This window comes from Phyllobacterium sp. 21LDTY02-6, from assembly GCF_023554255.2.
In the GTDB taxonomy this organism is placed as follows: Bacteria; Pseudomonadota; Alphaproteobacteria; order Rhizobiales; family Rhizobiaceae; genus Phyllobacterium.
Genome location: NZ_JAMJWD020000001.1, coordinates 802412 through 818899, shown reverse-complemented (window position 1 = coordinate 818899; position 16488 = coordinate 802412). Strand labels below are relative to the sequence as shown.

29 protein-coding genes and 2 tRNA genes are annotated in these 16488 nt (G+C 58.1%); 17 read left to right on the top strand and 14 right to left on the bottom strand.

All coding sequences use genetic code 11. From position 1 onward, the window contains the following. Positions 1–14: 14 nt before the first annotated feature. The 5 genes from M8997_RS03945 to M8997_RS03925 all read right to left on the bottom strand — a co-directional run bounded on the left by M8997_RS03945 (position 15) and on the right by M8997_RS03925 (position 2187). A complete protein-coding gene (locus M8997_RS03945; RefSeq protein ID WP_250013910.1) occupies positions 15–599 on the bottom strand; it encodes a transcription termination/antitermination protein NusG in 585 nt (194 codons plus the stop codon). A 21-nt stretch (positions 600–620) separates the two neighbouring features. Further along, the gene (locus M8997_RS03940; protein WP_250013909.1) at positions 621–923 is read right to left on the bottom strand and encodes a LexA family transcriptional regulator; all 303 of its coding nucleotides are present in this window, start codon (positions 921–923) and stop codon (positions 621–623) included. Beyond that, complete coding sequence (locus M8997_RS03935; RefSeq protein ID WP_250013900.1) at positions 923–1153, bottom strand: hypothetical protein; 231 nt, start codon at positions 1151–1153, stop codon at positions 923–925. Before M8997_RS03935 ends, M8997_RS03940 begins: the two co-directional genes overlap by 1 nt. Continuing rightward, on the bottom strand, positions 1140–1742 hold the full coding sequence (locus M8997_RS03930) for a DUF1376 domain-containing protein (protein WP_250013897.1): 603 nt from the start codon (positions 1740–1742) through the stop codon (positions 1140–1142). The genes M8997_RS03935 and M8997_RS03930 overlap by 14 nt, the downstream gene beginning before the upstream one ends. A 199-nt stretch (positions 1743–1941) precedes the next feature. Continuing rightward, positions 1942–2187 (bottom strand): hypothetical protein, encoded by a 246-nt coding sequence (locus M8997_RS03925; protein ID WP_250013894.1) that lies wholly within the window; start codon positions 2185–2187, stop codon positions 1942–1944. 232 nt (positions 2188–2419) lie between these two features. Here M8997_RS03925 and M8997_RS03920 point away from each other — a divergent pair, with 232 nt between their 5' ends. Continuing rightward, positions 2420–3235: an HNH endonuclease signature motif containing protein gene (locus tag M8997_RS03920; RefSeq protein ID WP_250013890.1), complete on the top strand. Its 816-nt coding sequence runs from the start codon at positions 2420–2422 to the stop codon at positions 3233–3235. Positions 3236–3237: 2 nt separating this feature from the next. Here M8997_RS03920 and M8997_RS03915 read toward each other — a convergent pair whose 3' ends face one another. Continuing rightward, a complete protein-coding gene (locus M8997_RS03915; RefSeq protein ID WP_250013887.1) occupies positions 3238–3462 on the bottom strand; it encodes a LexA family transcriptional regulator in 225 nt (74 codons plus the stop codon). Between the two features lie 3 nt (positions 3463–3465). Next, positions 3466–3840, bottom strand: coding sequence for a hypothetical protein (locus M8997_RS03910; RefSeq protein ID WP_250013884.1), 375 nt, complete (start codon positions 3838–3840; stop codon positions 3466–3468). Positions 3841–3925: 85 nt separating this feature from the next. On the opposite strand from M8997_RS03910, the gene M8997_RS03905 reads away from it, so the two are divergent. Continuing rightward, complete coding sequence (locus M8997_RS03905; RefSeq protein WP_250013881.1) at positions 3926–4198, top strand: hypothetical protein; 273 nt, start codon at positions 3926–3928, stop codon at positions 4196–4198. Between the two features lie 117 nt (positions 4199–4315). Here M8997_RS03905 and M8997_RS03900 read toward each other — a convergent pair whose 3' ends face one another. Beyond that, complete coding sequence (locus M8997_RS03900) at positions 4316–5158, bottom strand: DUF2312 domain-containing protein (RefSeq protein ID WP_250013879.1); 843 nt, start codon at positions 5156–5158, stop codon at positions 4316–4318. 149 nt (positions 5159–5307) lie between these two features. Between M8997_RS03900 and M8997_RS03895 the strand changes: the two genes are divergently transcribed. Continuing rightward, positions 5308–6177, top strand: coding sequence for a LexA family protein (locus M8997_RS03895; RefSeq protein WP_371929488.1), 870 nt, complete (start codon positions 5308–5310; stop codon positions 6175–6177). Here the strand turns inward: M8997_RS03895 and M8997_RS03890 are convergent. Beyond that, positions 6174–6476 (bottom strand): hypothetical protein, encoded by a 303-nt coding sequence (locus tag M8997_RS03890; protein ID WP_250013877.1) that lies wholly within the window; start codon positions 6474–6476, stop codon positions 6174–6176. The two genes, M8997_RS03895 and M8997_RS03890, sit on opposite strands and share 4 nt — an antisense overlap. Then, positions 6473–6697, bottom strand: coding sequence for a hypothetical protein (locus M8997_RS03885; protein ID WP_250013875.1), 225 nt, complete (start codon positions 6695–6697; stop codon positions 6473–6475). Before M8997_RS03885 ends, M8997_RS03890 begins: the two co-directional genes overlap by 4 nt. Before the next feature lie 130 nt (positions 6698–6827). Here M8997_RS03885 and M8997_RS03880 point away from each other — a divergent pair, with 130 nt between their 5' ends. The 13 genes from M8997_RS03880 to xerC all read left to right on the top strand — a co-directional run bounded on the left by M8997_RS03880 (position 6828) and on the right by xerC (position 12987). Then, positions 6828–7127 (top strand): hypothetical protein, encoded by a 300-nt coding sequence (locus M8997_RS03880; protein ID WP_250013873.1) that lies wholly within the window; start codon positions 6828–6830, stop codon positions 7125–7127. Then, the gene (locus tag M8997_RS03875; protein WP_250013871.1) at positions 7127–7270 is read left to right on the top strand and encodes a hypothetical protein; all 144 of its coding nucleotides are present in this window, start codon (positions 7127–7129) and stop codon (positions 7268–7270) included. The genes M8997_RS03880 and M8997_RS03875 overlap by 1 nt, the downstream gene beginning before the upstream one ends. Continuing rightward, positions 7267–7596, top strand: coding sequence for a hypothetical protein (locus M8997_RS03870; RefSeq protein ID WP_250013869.1), 330 nt, complete (start codon positions 7267–7269; stop codon positions 7594–7596). Before M8997_RS03875 ends, M8997_RS03870 begins: the two co-directional genes overlap by 4 nt. Positions 7597–7672: 76 nt before the next feature. Further along, a complete protein-coding gene (locus tag M8997_RS03865; protein ID WP_250013867.1) occupies positions 7673–7903 on the top strand; it encodes a hypothetical protein in 231 nt (76 codons plus the stop codon). After that, positions 7900–8076, top strand: coding sequence for a hypothetical protein (locus tag M8997_RS03860; protein ID WP_250013865.1), 177 nt, complete (start codon positions 7900–7902; stop codon positions 8074–8076). Before M8997_RS03865 ends, M8997_RS03860 begins: the two co-directional genes overlap by 4 nt. Beyond that, positions 8073–9101, top strand: coding sequence for a hypothetical protein (locus M8997_RS03855; protein ID WP_250013862.1), 1029 nt, complete (start codon positions 8073–8075; stop codon positions 9099–9101). Before M8997_RS03860 ends, M8997_RS03855 begins: the two co-directional genes overlap by 4 nt. 2 nt (positions 9102–9103) lie before the next feature. Further along, complete coding sequence (locus M8997_RS03850) at positions 9104–10096, top strand: hypothetical protein (RefSeq protein ID WP_252597181.1); 993 nt, start codon at positions 9104–9106, stop codon at positions 10094–10096. Between the two features lie 41 nt (positions 10097–10137). Continuing rightward, positions 10138–10560 carry a hypothetical protein gene (locus M8997_RS03845; protein ID WP_250013857.1) on the top strand — a complete coding sequence of 141 codons (423 nt, stop codon included), beginning with the start codon at positions 10138–10140 and terminating at the stop codon, positions 10558–10560. Next, positions 10557–10745, top strand: coding sequence for a hypothetical protein (locus M8997_RS03840; protein ID WP_250013854.1), 189 nt, complete (start codon positions 10557–10559; stop codon positions 10743–10745). Before M8997_RS03845 ends, M8997_RS03840 begins: the two co-directional genes overlap by 4 nt. Further along, a complete protein-coding gene (locus tag M8997_RS03835) occupies positions 10745–11143 on the top strand; it encodes a hypothetical protein (RefSeq protein ID WP_250013852.1) in 399 nt (132 codons plus the stop codon). The genes M8997_RS03840 and M8997_RS03835 overlap by 1 nt, the downstream gene beginning before the upstream one ends. Continuing rightward, entirely contained in the window at positions 11140–11568 is a 429-nt protein-coding gene (locus tag M8997_RS03830; protein ID WP_250013849.1) for a hypothetical protein, read from the top strand. The genes M8997_RS03835 and M8997_RS03830 overlap by 4 nt, the downstream gene beginning before the upstream one ends. Then, positions 11561–11806, top strand: coding sequence for a hypothetical protein (locus M8997_RS03825; RefSeq protein ID WP_250013847.1), 246 nt, complete (start codon positions 11561–11563; stop codon positions 11804–11806). The genes M8997_RS03830 and M8997_RS03825 overlap by 8 nt, the downstream gene beginning before the upstream one ends. Continuing rightward, complete coding sequence (gene xerC, locus M8997_RS03820; RefSeq protein WP_250013844.1) at positions 11803–12987, top strand: tyrosine recombinase XerC; 1185 nt, start codon at positions 11803–11805, stop codon at positions 12985–12987. Before M8997_RS03825 ends, xerC begins: the two co-directional genes overlap by 4 nt. 22 nt (positions 12988–13009) lie before the next feature. Here the strand turns inward: xerC and M8997_RS03815 are convergent. Both M8997_RS03815 and M8997_RS03810 read right to left on the bottom strand, forming a co-directional pair. Beyond that, positions 13010–13083: transfer RNA gene (locus M8997_RS03815), tRNA-Cys, on the bottom strand. 174 nt (positions 13084–13257) lie between these two features. Then, positions 13258–13494: a hypothetical protein gene (locus tag M8997_RS03810; RefSeq protein ID WP_250014393.1), complete on the bottom strand. Its 237-nt coding sequence runs from the start codon at positions 13492–13494 to the stop codon at positions 13258–13260. 246 nt (positions 13495–13740) lie between these two features. On the opposite strand from M8997_RS03810, the gene M8997_RS03805 reads away from it, so the two are divergent. Beyond that, positions 13741–13815, top strand: a tRNA-Asn gene (locus M8997_RS03805). Between the two features lie 65 nt (positions 13816–13880). Here the strand turns inward: M8997_RS03805 and M8997_RS03800 are convergent. Further along, positions 13881–14849 carry a TIGR03885 family FMN-dependent LLM class oxidoreductase gene (locus tag M8997_RS03800; protein WP_250013842.1) on the bottom strand — a complete coding sequence of 323 codons (969 nt, stop codon included), beginning with the start codon at positions 14847–14849 and terminating at the stop codon, positions 13881–13883. Then, positions 14849–16480, bottom strand: a complete 1632-nt coding sequence (locus tag M8997_RS03795) for an alpha-amylase family protein (protein WP_250013840.1) — start codon at positions 16478–16480, stop codon at positions 14849–14851. The genes M8997_RS03800 and M8997_RS03795 overlap by 1 nt, the downstream gene beginning before the upstream one ends. Positions 16481–16488 lie beyond the last annotated feature (8 nt).

Here is a 16488-nt window from a genome sequence, read left to right as displayed (position 1 = left end):
AAAAGTACTTGATGTCAGGCCGCAGACGAAAGCTGTTTCGCTTCGAACTCGACCGGAGTCATTCTGCCGAAGAGCTGGATCAGCGCTCTGACCTTTCCCGCCCTAGTGACTTCCTGGACCACACCGGCATGTTTCGAGAACGGATTCGCAGGATCGACTACGAAAACGCTCTGCCCTGATGGGAATTGCCTAGCAGCGTTTTCCTTTGCGGAAGCCAGTTCCTCCTTGCGATGAATACGTGCTGCGCGAGTATCGTCGAAATCCATTTCGATCTCGGCGATGTAGATTTCCTCGACGCTCTTTTCTGAAACGCGGATTGGGCGGCCGTCCACTCCTAGCACTCCCTCGACACAATCGCAGTTGCGCAACCGGTAGAAGTCAGGATTAACCCTCGGCTGCCCCACGAAGAGATACCGAGGCATGAGCGGCTGTTCCTTGACAACATACGTCTTAGTCCGCCTGTGCTGCACCTCAACCCGCCGACGCGGGAAATAGACATCGTAACCGGCCTTACGGATGCTCTCGAAAGCCTTCACTTCACCCTTCACGGTTGTACGCACCACGTACCAGTGCTTGTCTTTGTCTATGCCCGCCTTCATGGCTTGTCCTTCATGATGCGATTAAGATGCTTTGAGGGTGATCGAGCGGCGCTGATGCGGCTCGATCTCAATGTGTCCCCGTTCTTCGAGGCGGTGGAGCATGTAGAACGCCGCGGTGGACGAGCATCCGAGAAGCTCCGCCGCTTCCTTGAACGTCGGCGACTGGCCATGCTCGGTCTGGAATGCCTTCACTGCGTCCAGCGCCTGTTGCTGGCGATCGGTCAGCTTCTTCGGCGCCGGGTTGAACTGGCGAACGATCTCACGAGCCAACGCTGGGCTCGCTGCTATGATCCGTTTCGCTCGTTCTTGAATTTCGGTATCCATCACTGCACCAAAAGCGTCCCAGGCTTTACGCCGGCGCGAGCCATGATCTCCCGCATCTGCTTGCGGTACCGCACCTCATCACAGAGCTGAGCCGTCGATGGGCAGTAGGCCTTGTTGACCTCTTTCACCTCGCCCTGCCGGAAACGCTCGACAGCTGCCAGAACGTCAACGCACTCGAAGCTCTCGACGGCATCGAGATAGGCACGAAGCTGCAGATCAGGGTCGGACATGGGAGATTGCGGGAAACTGCCGAACAGCTTGGTCAATGCCTTGGTTGCTTCGATCTTCTCGGAATTGTTCATGCTGTTGGAGCTCCTGGATCAGTGAAAGTGCTGCGTCTGTCGATTTTCGAATTGGGACAAATCCATTTGGTTTTCGCGCGCCTGCGCGCCCTGAAAAACCGGAAGGTTTTTCTATATGGTCTCTGGTTTCTGGAAGATGCTGTGGCAAAACGCTGGCATTTGCCACGTGCCGTTCTTTATCTTTCAATGCTTTAGCTTCGCCACCCTTGGCACCGGCGGCAGCTCTCGATTGACTTTTACTCGCGCTTTTTTGAAGCTCTTTCGTCAGACGATTGTGGCTGATTTTGCCGTCCGCCTTCACAAAGAACGGCAAGAGATCGCCGCTGATGGAGCGCCATTTTTTGACCGACATGCGGACGACGCGAGCGAGTTTCGCGTCTTCGTCAGGCAGGCTGCCGTCGGCGTTCCACATGGCCATAAGGAGCAACATGTATGCTCCTATCTGTTCCGTGCTGAGGTGCAGCGTGTCGCCGATGAAATCGGAAACGTACAGCTGCATGAATGGCCTTTCGCTCATGCCGCTCCCCTCTCCCGCTCTGTCGCTCTGCGGTAATCGTGTGCGGCCTGGCTGAGAACATCGCGCTCGCGCCGAACGCGATCCAGCTCGTGCTCAGGGCGCTTGTTTCGACCTGTTGAGAACCGTGAAAGCCAGTCAAGCTTGCTGGAGAGCAGCTTCGATAGCTCTTCAGTCATTTCCCTCGCTGAAAGCCTCTCGGTCATGGTAGCGCCGCCCTGTAGGTCTGCGATCCGCCGAACAGATCGTCGCCCTCGGGGACGACGAGCCCCTCTCGGATGCAATAGACGGCAGAAGCTGTTCCAACGGGCCTTCCGTCAGGGTGGGTGAAGTAGAGGTGGCCGTCGCCCTTTGCCGTCGCTTCCTCCGATTGGGGCGCCTGACTGACCAGAACGGCGCCGCCGCGGATGCGCGCAAGGAACGGCTCCACGTAGTGTGGGGTTTTCATCTCGTGCATTGATTTTTCCTTTGCGGATTTAAGTCGCGCCATCAGAAGCCCTTCCCGAATATCCAGGGAGCAGCGATCCAAGCCGCGGCGACCGCAACAAGGAAAATGCCGAGAGCTATGGTGATGGGGCTAACGGGTTCGTCTTGAGACTCGATCATGCTGCCTCTCCCGTTGAAAATTCATCGGCGCCATGTGACTGTCGGGCCAAGGTAGAAAATGTAAGGGGGAGCGCATGAGCTGGGGCTTTGAGCGCGGAAAGATTTATAATCGTCGAGGGGATATTCACGCGCGCTTTAGGGGCCAGCAGCAAGGCGGGATCATCACGCCGGCACAGCACACCCTTGTGATTATCATTACCGGCGAGGAAGGGCTTGAACACGGGTATTCCGACAGGACGCGGGCCGACGGAGTGTTCGAATACTTCGGCGAAGGCCAGATCGGCGACATGACGCTGAGAGCCGGCAATAAAGCGATCGCGAACCATTCGGCCGACGGGAAAAGCCTTCTCCTCTTCAAAAAGGAAAAGGCCGGTTTGCGTTTTGAAGGTGAGCTCGTCTACGAATCTCACCATATTGAGCAAGCGCCTGACCGCGAGGGCAATCTGCGCGACGCGATTGTTTTCGAATTGCGGCCGATCGAGAACGTCGCAGAGGTCGTGGAAGTGGTTTCTCCCAAGGCTGTCACGACAGAACTCGATCTTGCAGCTCTTCGAGCCCTGGCGATGGCTGCTGCAAACGAAAGCCCAGGCAAAACCCAAACCACCTCTAACGTTTTTGAGCGTAGCCGCCACGTTCGGGATTACGTCGTGGCACGAGCCAAGGGACACTGTGAAGGGTGCGGAGCTCCCGCCCCGTTTCTGAGAGCTAGCGAGCTTCCATATCTCGAGCCGCATCATATTCGACGCCTGACAGATGGCGGCCCTGACGATCCGAGGCATGTAATTGCGCTCTGCCCTAACTGCCACAGACGAGTTCATTCCGGGGCCGATGGCAGCATTTACAATGCGAGCCTCGCTGAGAAGATGAAGTCTATTGAGGGGAGTGCATAGCCTCATGGCTGCACCGCAAGCTTGATGGACCTGGACCTGTTTGGCAGCCGGCAGAGATAGCCACGCTGTTCGAGTTCGTCGACGATGCTGGAAATGGCGCTTTTCGATTTTACGCCGAGGGCAGCCTTCATCTCATCATAGGAGGGCGCATAGCCGTTGGTGTTCTCGAATGCCGTGAATGCGTCGAGGAACTGGCGCTGCCGTGGGGTGATACCGAAGCCGTTCATTTCTTATCGCCCTCCCCCTGGATATTTTCTTCGCGGCGCTGCTTCCTTCGCTTCTCGAACCTTCGCCAGTAGCTGCGAAGCCTCGCGCTCAAAATCCTCCATATGAGCATCCGGATACACCGACCTTTCGACTTCGAGTTCATGTGAGAGATTTGCGATCTGGCGTTCGCAAAAATCGAGATAGGCCGAGCGGATGCGCTGGAAGGTTCCGGCATCGATCGTCTTGGCCCTGCGGGTTCTGAGATGGTTGAGCGTCCAGCGGGAAAGCCCGTATCTGGACTGCAGCCGATCCATGGCGGGGCCAATGTCACCCCACCCTCGGCTTTCTCTTTCAATCATGCGGTTCACATAACCGCTGGCAACATCGGCGCTACTCACGACCTTAGGCTCCGGGGTTAATTTGTGTACGAGATGCTCTGTTTCTCTGCACGTCATGCTCAAAATCCTTGGCTAGGTTGCTTGCATGACGCAGCAGCCATTGAGCAGAACGGAGGGCGCGAAACAGGTGAAAGAGACCATCAGCCAAGACTGCAATCTTGAAGCTGATGACTGGGATACGAAGAGAATCGGATTTCTCGCGCAGACGGTCTTGTCCACCCTGATCGCGAGAAAAAGGACGGAGGAAGCCAACGCCGTGGCTTCCTCCGTCAGTTATGCTCAAGCCGTGTGGGAGGTGGGGACGACGGCGAGCAATACGGAAATGGACAGGCAGCCGGATTTGACGTCGCAAAGGTAACAGGCATCCTCCGAACCAACCGGCTGTCTTTTGCGGGAAGATGATTCGGCAATAGATCGTACTACTCTCTCGAGTTTGGTACTCCCGCAAATACGACAAATTCAGACACGGCATGATTCACGCGACCTCGCTCGAGGCTGTCATCAATATGGAGCACGAATAGCAATGGGCGAGACCGGAAGCCCCGCATGCGTCTGGCTTCCGGCAGTGCGGGCGGTAATCGCACGCTGTTTTCGCGGCCTTCGGCTGCAGGAATGCTGGCGGTTCGAAATTGTTGACGGCTTGCCCTTCTTGACCCGCAATGGTTCCGCCTTTGCGGTCCTGACCGACGACTGGCACGGGCCGGTCGCTTTTTACGCTGTTGGGAGAAGAGCTTGGTACTGGTTGGCCGTCGGCAACCACTGGAGGCTGCGGGTCAGGAGTAGTCTCGGAAATTGGTGCGGACGAACGATGCTCCACCGTAGCTTCAACATTCCGTTCGTCCGCTGCGGCGTCCTTTTCAGGTGCCGCGCACTCGATCGCCATTTCGGGCGAATTGGTAATCTCGCCCGTTTCCGGGTCGATCTGCTCGTCGCGCTCAATCATGATATCGACGGCCGCGATAAGAGCCTTGCGACCGATTTCGGTCTGCAAGCCGGCAGCTACCGTCTCGACGAGCTTCGCCTGGGCCGGAAATTCTTCAATGATTTCTCGCGTACGCGCAGGCGCGTGCGCCCGACCGCCAGTCTCATAGGCACTGAGGTACATTTCGAAGATTGCTTCACGCTCGCTGAGCGTTTCCCGGCCGAGCTTCTCGACCTTCCGCAGGTGAGAGACGACGTTGCCGAGGACGGTCTTGTCATAGCCCCTGCCCTTGGCCTCCGCGTAAACCTCGCGGATATCCTCGCCAAGCGTGTCCTGCTCTTCTTTGAGGCGCAGGATGCGATCTATGAACTGTTTGATTTCGGCTTCGGCGCTCATGCTGCTTCATCCTGCTGTGGAAGAAAATCCGATGGCTGGAGGTCAATGCCTCTGTCCCTCGCCGCTTCGAGGAGAGCTTGCATGTGCCAATGTGGAATGATGCCGCCAGTACCGCCGCGCTCCCTGGGAGAGCGCCAACGCATGACCGAATGGACAGTCACATTTGCAGCCTGGGCAATTGGCTTCAAACCATTGAACTTCTTGATAATCGTGTGGGCGGGTTCGCATCTCATGCCGACAATGTACGATATTCATACAGACCTGACAATAGTGAATGTACGAAAATACTAAAGGATTTGGAAAATGTGTTGTGCGAAAATCAAACAATGGCTGATGAGGTAACGGAAAAGTATTTGGAGTGGATCAAGCAGGGGCTGGCTCAACCGGGAAAAACGCAATCCGGTTTGGCAAAGCACCTCGGTATCGCTCATCCGCAGATAACCCAACTCCTGCAAGGAAAGCGAAGCTTGAAGGTTTCGGAGCCTCCGAAGATCGCCGAATACCTCGAACTCCCGGATCCTTTCAGCGAAATTAGGCCGGCAACATCGCGCCTAGTGCCTATCCCGGTGATTGGAAAAACCGAGGCGGGCTCCTTCAGGGAAGTCGACGACATGGATCAATCAGAGCCAGTCTTCTTGTCCCTGCCCCCAGATGAAAGGTTCCCTGGCGCCCGCCAGGTGGCATTCGACGTAGAGGGTGACTCGATGAACGCTCTTCGCCCTCGCCCTATCCTGCCTGGCGACAGAGCTGTTTGCGTTGCCTATGAGGACGTCGCTCATGACGCCACGCTCCGTGATGGGATGGTCGTGGTAGTTGAGAGAACTCGGGACGGCGGCCACACGCGTGAGTGGTCGATCAAACAGGTTGAGATCTACGCTGATCGAACTGAATTCCATCCACGCTCAAACAATCCAAAACACAAGCCGATCGTTGTCAAACGGGACATGCATGCCGATGAAGGCACTGTGGTGGAAATAATCGGACTTGTTCGCCGTGTTGTGAATGACTTTGAATTCTAGGACGCAAGGCGAACTTCAGGAAGATCGAACCGCTCACAAGCCTTGATAATTTCGGCGATCAACCATCGGCTCGGAGGCTCGCACAAGGAGCATTCTCCGTCGCCCCCCACTGCTCCCATGATTGGGATCACTGAGAATCCGCCGGCACTATCGACCGGCGCGAAGGGCGCGATGGCAAAGTTGAGCTTGGGGAAACACCTCTTCAGGTAAGCCGTAAACATATCTTTCTGCGCCGATGCCGCTGCCCGCTTTTCAAACGGCGCGACGATTACGAAATCACCCACTTGCCGTTGATTCATTCCATTTCCCCTTCTGTGATCGCCACCAACTGACCGATGGCGCTTTCACAATGGACGCAAGAATATCTGACCTGGCCAATCAGTCCGCTCTCAATCAGCTCTTCGACGTCCGACGGACCACTCTGGCCGCCGAAAATCTCCTGTACGCTCTCCTTCAGGCAGTTTGAGCACCTGATGTGTAGCGCAAAGACGCGGCTACTTGCCTGTAACGCCAATCCCATGTTTGTTCTCCTTACGTTCTATTTGAAAGCAGAACCACAACTACAAGTCGAGTCGAATCTTGCGAATCGGAACAATCCACAGGCTCAAAATATTTTACGATTATCGTACATTTATCCTTGCGCATATTGAATGATTTTCGTACATTGTGTTCATCAACAACGGATGGACGCAATGAACAATCCTACAGCGAAACTGCTCAATCAGCTTCTCGACCGCGAAACATATCAGGTCATCTGGCAGCATCGTGACGGCAGCATCTGCATCGACGGTGACCGCGAATTCGCTCACATGACGCGTGAAGCAGCAATTTCGGCATATCAGAGCTGCAAGGTCCTCAAGGTTTTCTGCATCAACCTCATTGAAGCCACCGTCCGTGATGTCACTGACGAGGTTGCCGACGAGGCAATGGCGACCGCTGAGGCCGCCTGATGGTCTACCTCGACGAAACCGACGACATCGCCGCTTGTCAGGATCGCCGCGCCCGCAAGGTCGAGCGCGCCCTCATCTGGTCGCTCGTCGTCATGTCATCTCTCTACTTCTGGTCGGCGCTCGCGACGTGGTGCTTCCAATGAAATCCCTCATCGACAGCATCTACGAACTGATCACGCGTGAAACAGACGAAGGCCCGGTCTACGACCTGAGCGTGCTCGAGGATGCAAATACACAAATCACGTTCCTGAGCCTGTTGGCGGACTTAAACTTTAAGGCAGGACGTCGACCCGGAACGGCAACGGGCAGTGACGATCTGATCACAGCGTTACGCCAGTGCCAGAGCATCTTGGCCGTTCTCATCGATCCCAAACACAAGGGCAGCGGCATCAGCAACATGGTGGCTTGGTCCAACTGTGTTGCCGCCGAAGCGAAGGCGCGGACCGCGCTCGCCAGGGTCGGTTCCTGATGGACGAACTGATCCTGATCATTTGGGCCGGTTTTCTGCCCGTTCTCGCAATCATCGCAATCTGGGGAAATTACCAATGAAGAACATCATTCAAGCGATCCGCTGCGCAGCAGAGTTTGCTGCAATCGCTGCATTCGTCGGATCGGTGATCTGCCTGTCCGCCTGTGGAACGTACAACACATGGACACCTGAGACCAGCAACACCGTGGACGCCTATTACGAGCGCTCTTGCGCCTCTGGGTACTACGAGTGCGGCAACGGCTCTCGCGGTGGACGTGGTGGCGGTGGGCACGGTGATCAGAAATGAACCTGTTCGTTCAAACCGAACTGGCGGTACTCGAGCGGCTGCCGTTGACCGAACAGCTTGCCCGCCTCGAGCAGACCTTGGCTGGTCCCCTTCCCGACATCGGAGCGCGCGCCGAACTGCGGCGGCTCTACCTCAACCTCACCGAAGAACAATCGAAGGAAATCGCAGCATGAGCAATCAATACGCATGGTATTTCAAGGCGCTGGAACTGGCCGGCGACTGCGGCGAGCTTTCCCGCGAACAGATGAAAACGCTCGGTGTATCGGAAGGTGATCCGAAATCCGGCTTCTTCCGCCGGCGCGCTCACAAGGACGGGCCATGGCAGACGGTCGCCATTTGGTTCGACAACCTGAACACCGTCTGCCTGGTAGATGGAAGGCCAGCCGACGCCGAAAGCGTGTGGACCTTCGCCTGCCGTAACCCTATCAGCGAAGGAACCTACCACGCCGTGCGCAAAGGCGCGGAGTGGCCAGGTGAACCGGCGCCGACCGTGCAGCGGACGAACCTGCCATCGGATCCATTCGAAGCATTGAAAGCCGAGTTCGAAAGCGATCGCGAGATCGCAGAGGCGTTCCTAAAGTCGCCAATCACGACGAAGGAGCAGGCGGACAAGGCCGCTGCTTGGGCCAAGCGTCTTTCGGCCATAGCCACCAAGGCGACTGGCCTGCACAAGGTCGAGAAGCAGCCAAGCCTCGATGAGAGCCGCCGTGTCGACGAGAAATGGCGCGACCTCAAGGAAGAACCGAAGGAACTGTCGACGAAGATGAAGCGCCATTTGGATGCGTTTCTTCTGGAAGAGCAGCGCAAGGAACGCCAGCGCCAGGCAGAGGCCCAAGCCGAGGCCGACAGGATTCGGCGCGCAGCGGAAGAGGCCGCCCGAAAGGCCGAGGATATCTCGACCAACCCGAATGATCCTGTCGATCTGGCCAAGAAGGCAGACGCCGACAGGCTGGCGAAGGAAGCCGCTGAAGCAGAACGCGAGGCACAGGCTCGCAATGCAACGGCAGGCCGGACAGGGTCGAAGGTTTCCCTTCGTACCTTCGTATCGGCTCGGATCGTCGACTACGACAAGGCGGTCACCGCCCTGAAAGAGCATCCCGAATTGAAAGCACTCGTCGAGCAGCTCGCAAACCGCGCGATCCGCGCTGGCCACGAGCTCGACGGCGTTGAGCGCTACGAAGAGCAGAGGGCAGCCTGATCATGAACGCACCAGCGCAAATCCTAGACAGCCGACCGCCCGTCTTGATGGTCGGCGGCAGTGTAAATGCCATCGTGCCTCAGTCCATCGAGGAAATCTGGCGCGTATCCAAGATGGTCGTAATGGCTGGCTTGGCGCCAAAGGCTCTCGTTGGGAAAAAGACCGGCGAGGATGCCGTCAGCGCGGTCGCCATATCGGTGATGGCTGGCGCCGAGCTCGGTTTGCCTCCCATGGTAGCCCTGCGCAGCTTCACCGTCATCGGCGGCCGGCCGGCGCTTTATGGCGACGGCATAATCAATGTCGTTCGCCGTTCCAAGAAGGCTGCCTATATCCGGACGGGATATGACGAAGCCCGCGGTGTGGGCTGGTGTGAGGCAAAGCGATCCGACACCGGCGAAGAAAAGCGTACCGAGTTCTCGGTTGCCGACGCCAAGCGTGCTGGCCTTTGGGATGACCGGCCCACAGTCAAGAAACAGGACTGGAACACCAAGCAGTGGAACGAGGTGCCGAATGAGGCTCCATGGTTCCGCTACCCTCAGAGGATGCAGCAGTGGCGTTCCGCTGGATACTGCCTTCGCGAGCTCTTCGCCGACGTCCTTGGCGGCATCACCGATGAATACGAGGCGCGCGAGATCGCCGGCGAGAGCTACGAGCCCGAGCGCGCAAAAGATATCACTCCGCCTTCTCCAACGCGTGAAATCGCCGTCGAGCAGCAATCGCAGAATGCCGGCGAAGCTGTAACCGATATCGAACCGGAACAACGCTCGACGGAGCTATCACCACCGCCGGCGACGAAACCGGCCGCCGATCTCGATTTCAGCAATCCAGCCGAAGTCATCGCCGATGCGGAAACCCGCTTCGCCTGCGTCCAGGACGAAGGTGATTGGGAAGAGCTGCGATCCGAATTCGCTCACCTGCAGGAGACGTTCTTCCCGGTCGATTGGGACAAGCTCGTCGACATCATGCAGCGGGCGTACGACCGCGTGATAGAATAGCAACCAGGCAAGGGGCGCGAATGCCCCGGAAAGGACAGGACATGGCAAACAAGCGCGAAGCCCAAACGATTATCGTTCGAAAGACGCCGAGGGGCTTGCAGCCGGTGTCCGGGTTCGATGCCGAGTTGTTAATGGCAAAGTCGTTGGGAACCGAGTTCCGGCTGACCTCCCTGACGAAAAGAAGCCTTCCCCAGCATCGGACATACTGGAAAGCCCTGTCCGTAGTTTGCCGCTCCACCAATAAATGGCCCACGCCGGAGCACCTCCACGACGCACTAAAGCGCGCCTGCGGCTACGTCACCATTAACGTGATGCTGAACGGCGACGAATTTGTCACGACCGATAGCACTGCCTTTGACGCAATGAGCGCAGAGCAATTCGGTGAATATTTCAACCGAGCGATGGAACAGTTGGCCGATGCTATCGGCTATGACCCGCTCCATTTTCTGGATGACGCAGCATGACGTCCGTTCCCCTCCACGCTCCCTACGAAGTCCGTCGCTCGCGCGAACTGGCTGCGGTCTACGACAGGACGCACCTGCGCTTGAAGCTCGAAGTCTCTCAGAATGAGAATGCCATCGAGGCGATGGCGGCCGATCTTGAGCGGATCATTGAACGCGCCGTGAAGCGCTCGCGGAGGCCCTCTTGATGGCTCGGCGCGAATTCAGCAAAGCTGTCTATGCCCAGATTGTGAAGCGAGCCATGCATCCGATCCATGGCATCTTCTGCGAGGGCTGTGGCCAGGTACTCGGCCTCAAGAAATGGCATATCGATCATATAAAGGCCGATGGCCTTGAGGTCGATAAGAGCGGAAAGCTCACTGCGGCACACGGTCAATTGCTCGGATACGATTGCTGCCACAAGCCGAAGACCGCCGCGGACGTCAAGGTCATCTCGCAGGCAAAGCGCCGCGAGGCGAAGCACCTGGGCATGAAGCGCTCGAAAGGCATCATAAAGTCGCCTGGCTTTCCCAAGGTTGCGAAAACCAAGCCCCCACTCACCAAGTCCCTGCCGCCTCGCCGTATGTATCAGGAGCGCCAGCAATGACCAACATACAACCCATCATCGATGAGCAGATTGCCGATCCGGAAAAGTCATCGAACGTTCAACGGCGCATGGCTACAACTTTGGATGAGGCTAAAGCCACTCTATCCGTGAACGATACAAGATCAAACAGTGAAACGCTGGAAAAGAGTTGCACCTTTGACCCCAATAATGTCCCCAAAAACGAGAACATCCACCCACGTCGCCCCAATAATGCGACGCGCCTCGAAGCCCCCGAGAAACGCATCGCCGCGTTGGAAGCCCAATACCAGCAAGCAAGGGAGGCGTTGGAGAGGATTGTGGAGCGCAGCCGCAACTTTGAGCTCGGTACGTCAAAAGTCGTCGACATGCGAAACCTCGCTTCCGCCGCCCTGAAAGAAACGCTCCCGAGACATCCTGTGGATAATGGGGGGAAGTCCGATGGCTAAGATTGAAAGCCTCAGAAACATCCCTCGGCTCGGCCTCAGCCGTGCTGAAGTAGCCATTGCGATCGGGGTTGCCCCAAACACTGTTGATGAAATGGTCAAGGAAGGTATGCTCCCTCGCCCGCGCAGATGGCACACGCGGAAGTTTTGGCGGATAGCCGAACTTGAAGCTGCGATGGCAGAATGGCCGGTGGATGGTGAGGAGGAGGTCGATGTCTCAGGCTGGAGGGCATCGGCTTGAACGATTTGGCCGCTGTTGAATTGCCATACATCGAGTACAACCCGAACCGGCATGGCAAAGCGCGGTATTACTTCCGCTTGAATGGGAAGCGCCTGGGGCGCCTTCCAGATAACCCTGATAGCGAGGAGTTCACGAAAGAATACTGGCGGATTCGCAATGGGATCGCCCTACCCGAGGATGTAGTGTCTGATGACAAGGTTGTGCCTCAGATAGCCCGCCCCGGTACATTTCATTACCTCTGCACCGCGTATTTCAAGAGCGATGCTTTCAGCAGCCTTGACCCTACAACCCAATCAAAGCGCCGTTCAATCATCGACGCAATGCTCCTCGAGCCGATCAGCGAGACAGACAAACGAATTTTCGCCGCCATGCCGATATCGGCACTCGATGCCGACAACATCGCTGTGCTGCGCGATAGGAAGAAACAAACGCCATTCGCGGCCGATGAGCGGCTGAAGGTGTTGAGGCAGATATTTGAAGCCGGGATAAAAACCAAGCCGGCGCCGTTGGTCAAGGTCAACACTGCAAAGCTCGTTCAATCGTTCAGACAGAAGACGGACGGACACGCCACAGCTCGCGACGAAGAGATTCGGCAATATATCCAGCATCACGGCACCTCATCGAAGGCCGTCCTTGCCCTCTCCATTCTCATGTACACCGGAGTTCGCGTTTCGGACCTGGCCAAGCTCGGCCCTCAGCATCGCCGGGGCGATTCGTTCGAATTTCGAGTGTTCAAGAACCGTAACAGGCATCCGGTGACGCTGACGATCCTGATTCACCCTATCCTTGAGGCCGTCCTGGCGATGCACCCAGTGAAGGGCATGGCTTATCTACTTACCGAGTTCGGCAAGCCATTTTCGGTCAAAGGTCTGGGCAATCGTGTGTCAGACTGGTTCACTCAGGCCGGATTTCCCCATCTCACCGCACACAGCGTGCGAAAGGGCCTTGCGACGAACATGGCCGAGAATGAAGCGACCGATCACATGCTTGAGGGAATGTTCGGCTGGTCGGACGGAAAGACGTCGAAAATCTACACGCGCAATGCCCGCAGATCAAAGCTCGCGCGACAGGCGGTTTTGAGGATCGATTGGGGTGAAATCGGGAACGAACTGCCACACCCTGATGAAGCGATGGCGTCCCAGACTGCCACACCTGAGAAAAATCAAAGCAAAATCAGATAGATACGGAAGCGGGAAACTGTGTTGGAGGCCTCGCCCGGAATCGAACCGGGGTGCAAGGATTTGCAGTCCTCTGCGTAACCACTCCGCCACGAGGCCCCAAACGTCGAAATTTATAAAGATTTCAACATATTAGACAAGAAGAAGGAAATTCATTCCGAATAGTTCTCCTTGCGGCGTTCTGAATAGTCGTTTTTGTTTTGTGCCGCAACATCAAAATTCTCATCGCCGCGCTTTAACGTCCGGCTGCTGAATGCCATGCGGTCGGCGCGCCTATTTATCGGCCGGGCGGCTGCCTTTCCATTTGCGGCCGATCTTCACTTCGAGCTGGCGGCGCTTGCGGCGGACGATGGCCGAATCCTGAGACAGCACGATCAGGCCGAGCGGCACCATCCAGAAGCCGAGGACCGGCAGGAAGCCCAGCGTGCCGCCGGCGACGAGCAATCCGCCCAGCGTGCGACGCATTGCCACCGATTGCGGCACCGGCAGGTGGCGGCCAAACAGCCGTATATGCCGGCGTTTCTTGGCGCCTGCCGCGTGATGGGGTTGTTCGCCGGCATCATTTCCGCCGGTTTTACTGCTTTTCGTCACTCGCTTCCAATTCGTCATCTGGTGCTACAATTCAAGGATGTAGGTCGTTCCGCCGGACGTGCCAGGGTTCTCCTGTGCACATTTGCTGAAAAAAATCGAAATGGTCCTTTGCAAAAGCAGAACCCTTTTGCTATAGGCCACATCGCTGATGACTGAGAAGCCTTTTCCCCGGTAGCTCAGCGGTAGAGCAACCGGCTGTTAACCGGTTGGTCGCTGGTTCGAATCCGGCCCGGGGAGCCAGTCATCAGATATTCCCTTCCCCCATGCAGTTCCGGCGATGCCTATAATAGCACCGTCCAGGCCCCCTATCGCGGCGACAGCGCGGGCAGGACCGATTTTCCATAGGCCTCGATGAATTCCGACTGGTTTCGACCGACATTGTGGACATAGATCTGCTCGAATCCCATTTCGAGATATTGCTCCAGCCAGCGGCGATGTTCCGCCGGGTCGGCCGATATGCGTACATGCCTGTCCATGTCCTCAGGCCGCACATTGCGCGCCGCCTTGTCGAATTCCTCCGGGAATCTGAGATTCTCGGCGGTTTCCGCGGTAATCGCATTGCTGCGCCACTGATCGAAGGCATTGGCCCGCGCCGTCTCGTCGTTCTCGGCCAGCGAGACATGCAGCTGAAGCAATAGCTGGCCCTTGCCGCCCTGCCCCCGAAACGCTTCGATAATGCCTGCAAGGCTCGCGCGATCCTGGTTGACGGTAATAAGGCCATCGGCCCAGCGCCCGGCCCAGCCGGCGGTTTCGGCCGACAGCGCGCCGGCGATCATGCGCGGCGCCTGCGGCGGCAGCGTATGGAGCCGCGCCTGGTCGATTCGTATCGGCTCGCTCTCGCTGACGGTCTGCCCGCTCCAGAGCGCCCGGATGGCCTCCACTGCCGCGAGGAGCCGCCTGTTGCGCTCGTCCTTCGGCGGCCAGGCGCCGGCGGTCACATGTTCGTTCAAGGCCTCGCCGCTGCCGACAGCCAGCCATGGAAACCGGCCGGGAAACATTTCGGCGAGTGTGGCGGCTGCCTGCGCGACGATCACCGGATGGTAGCGCCAGCCGGAAGGCACAGTGATGATGCCGAAGGGCAGCGCCGTCGCCTGCATGGCCGCGCCCAGCCAGCTCCACGCCGCGCCGGACTGGCCCTGGCGCATGCTCCACGGCGCCAGATGATCCGAAGACATGATGCCGGCGAACCCCGCCTGCTCGGCTTCGCGCACGAACCGCACCAGTTCGCTCGGCCTGAACTGCTCATGGGACGCGTGATAGCCGATGAATGCCATCAGTCCTGCGCCTCCGAGCTCAGCCAGCAATAGCCATGGGGCGGCAGGTCCAGCGCCAGCTCCTTCTTCACCACATATTTCCGTCCGCTGGCGATATCCGTCAGTTCCTGCTGCCGCAGCGGGTTCAGCATGACGCTGGCCTTTACCGGCTTCGCCGAGAGATTGTGCGCCACCAGCAGCATCGCATCGGCATCCTCATAGCCGCTGATGAAGATGGCGGGATTGTCCGCCGTCAGCCGCACCACTCGCCCCGACCGGATGAGTTCGCTCCGCCGCCTGACCGAAATGAGCCGCTTGACCTCGTTCAGCAGCGATTTCGGGTCGTCGGCCTGATCGGTGACATTGATGCGCTTATAGCTGAACGGCCCCTCGGACACCGGCTTGAGCGGCAGGGCGCTCGCATTGGCGCTCGAGAATCCCGCATTGCGCGCCGGCGACCATTGCATCGGCATGCGCACCGCATTGCGGCCTTCCTGCTCCAGGTCCTCGCCGAGGCCGATCTCGTCGCCATAGACGATCAGCGGCGGCCCGCGCAGCGAGAATATGATGCTCAATGCCAGGGCGACGCGGCGCGCATCGCCGCCAAGCATGGGTGCGAGCCGCCTGCGGACGCCGCGGCCATAGACCTGCATGTCCTGCCTTGGCGCGAACTTGGCGAAGACGTCGGCCTTCAGGTCCGCCGGCACCTGCGAGAAATCCAGCTCGTCCAGATTGCGCAGGAAATTCGCCCAGCCGCGATTCTCGGGCGGCTGGGGCAGACCGCTCAGCGCCTCATAGATCGTCTCGGCGGATTCGCGCGCCAATCCCGCGAAGACGTGGCAGGCGAGCATGAAATTGAACAGCAGGCCGAGCTGGTCGCCCTCGCCGAAATATTTCTTCGTCTCCTCCAGCGGCATGTTGACTTCGCCGAGGAGCAGCGCGCCCGGCCGCCGGCTTTCGATATAGGCGGCGAGATCGCGCAGCACGCCATGCGGGTCCTTGGGATTGGCCTGCCGCAGGCCATTGTCGCCGATGATCAGCGGCGCGGCATCGAGCCGGAAACCGCTGACGCCGAAGGAAAGCCAATAATCGACGATGCGCAATATTTCCTCGCGCACCTCGGGATTGGCGATGTTGAGCTCCGGCTGGAACGAATAGAACTTGTGGAAGTAGTAGGCCCGCGCCACCTCGTCATAGGTCCAGACGGTGCTCTCCTCGCCCGGAAATATGCTCACCGTCCCGGGCGCTATGGGCGGCGGATCGCCGCTCCAGACATAATAATCGCGGTAGCGGGATTTCTCGTCGCGCCGCGCGGCCTGGAACCAGGGATGCTGGTCGGATGTGTGATTGACCACGAGATCGATGATGACGCGTATGCCGTGCTCGCCGGCCTTGTGCAGGAAGGCGAGAAAGTCTTCGCGCGTGCCGACTTTCGGATTGACCGCCATGAAATCGCTGACGTCATAGCCATTGTCGCGGTCGGGCGAACCGAAGAACGGCAGCAGCCAGATGCAGGTCACGCCAAGGTCGCGCAGATAGCCGAGCCGTTGCGTCAGCCCGACGAAATCGCCGATGCCGTCGCCATTGCCATCGGCGAAACGCTCCACGTCGATCCCGTAGAATATGGCATCCTTGAACCAGGGTGCGGTCATGCGGCGGC